The organism is Streptomyces alkaliphilus (assembly GCF_014141535.1).
Taxonomy (GTDB): domain Bacteria; phylum Actinomycetota; class Actinomycetes; order Streptomycetales; family Streptomycetaceae; genus Streptomyces; species Streptomyces alkaliphilus.
On sequence record NZ_VKHT01000989.1, the window covers coordinates 1 to 1,839 of the forward strand.

Annotated in this window: 1 protein-coding gene and 1 pseudogene; both read right to left on the minus strand. The window is 70.8% G+C overall.

The features are described 5' to 3' along the window. A pseudogene (locus FNQ90_RS21790) lies at nt 1–459 on the minus strand (pyridoxal phosphate-dependent aminotransferase); the annotation flags it as partial. 56 nt (nt 460–515) lie between these two features. After that, nucleotides 516–1,839, minus strand: a 1,324-nt coding sequence (locus FNQ90_RS21795) for a flavin monoamine oxidase family protein (protein ID WP_182607912.1), incomplete at its 5' end; no start/stop codon positions are given.

The window sequence follows — 1,839 nt, forward strand, 5'->3', positions numbered from 1 at the left end:
GAGCACCACCGTGCCGTCGGGCGGGGTGAGCAGGGCGACCAGTTCGGTGACGCCCTGCATCACGTCACCCACCGGGAGGGTCCGTTCCTCCGGCACCGGGACGCCCCACCGCTCCCGGGAGAAGGCGTCCAGGGCCCGGGCGTATCCGAGGTGGTCCGCGGGATATCCCAGGTCCCCCCGGTCGATCGCCTCGCGCAGGGCCCGGGCGACCGGTTCCGGGGTGGGCACGTCGGCCTCCGCCACCCACAGCGGCAGTACATCGGCGGGATGGCAGCGCCACTTGGCCGAGGTGCGTCGGCGCAGTTCCCTCTCCTCGGGCACGAGCAAGGGGCCCGCGGGGGCCGCGGCCTCGGCTTCCGCCACCGCCCGGGCGACGGCGTCCGAGCCGGGACGCGGCGGGGATATCCCCGCCGGGGTGGCGGCTCGTCCGGGTGCGGGAGCGGAGTGGTCCGGTGGCACGGGGGTTCTCCTCTGGTGGCCGGGGAACGACGGGCGCCGGGGGAACGGCCGTCGCCTCAATCCTCCGGTAGTTCCACCGGCGCCAGCTCGTCGAACACGTCCCCGGGACCGGGATTGGCCGGATCACAGGCGCCGCCGAAGTGGCGCATGACCCCCCAGACCGCGTTCAGGGCCGTCTGTACGGCGCCCTCGGCCCACCCGGCGGTCCAGGAGATGTCGTCGCCGGCGAGGAAGAGACCGCGCCGGTCGGCGGGCAGACGATCCTGCACGAAGTGGGTGAACAGGCGTCGCTGGTAGCGGTAGTGACCCGGCAGGTTGGCCTTGAACGCCCCCATGAACCAGGGCTCGTTCTCCCAGGAGACGGTGACCGGGTTACCGATGATGTGTCGCCGGATGTCGACATGCGGATAGATCTCCCGCAGGGACTTGAGCATCACCTCCATCCGCTCCCGGGCGCTCAGCGGCAACCACTTGAGGCTGTCGTCGCACCACGTGTACGACAGACAGATGACGGCGGGGCGATCCGGGCCGTCGTCCAGCAGGTAGGTGCCCCGGGTCATCCGATCGGTGAGGGTCATGCTCATGGCGTCCCGACCGGTGCGCTCGTCACGGTCCAACCAGAAGGGCCGGTCCACCGGCACGAACAGCTTGGAGGACTCCATGTAATGGGTGCGCTCGACCGCCGTCCAGTGGTCGATGGGCAGCAGGTCGTCGTCGCAGTCGATGCGCGAGAGCAACAGCCAGGACTGGGCGGTGAAGATCGCCGACCGGTAGGTGCGCACGTCCCCGTCGGCATCGGTGACGGTGATCCGGTTGCCCGCCGTACGGTGCAGGCGGGTCACCGCGGGGCGGGTACGGCCCCCGTGCAGGGAACTCAGCGAGGTGCCGCGCGGCCAGTGCACCAGCTTCTGCGGCTCGTCCTCCCACAGTCGCAGGGGCAGCTGCCGACTGCCCCCGACGATGAGGCGGTGGTCGTCGTCGGCGCCGGTGTAGACGACCCGCAGGATCTCCAGGATGGAATTGGGGAAATCGGTGTCCCAACCCCCGGTGCCGAACCCGACCTGGCCGAAGATCTCCCGGTCACGGAAGGAGGAGAAGGCCGGGGAGTCGCAGAGGAAGCCGTAGAAGGTCCGGTTGTCCAGGCGCTCCACCAGCCGGGCCCAGATCTCCCGGATGCGCGGCACATCGCGTTCCCGGATGGCGCGCTGCATCACACCGAACCCGGCCCCTTCCTCCAGCGCGGTGTTCCACGCCTCCATGACCCGGTGGTAGACCGGGGGGAGGTCCTCCAGGGTGCGGGCGTAGTGGGTCTCCCCCTTGAGGTCGACGACGGTGGAGGGGGTGCCGGGCGCCAACGGGTTGGGGAAGGGACGGGACTCC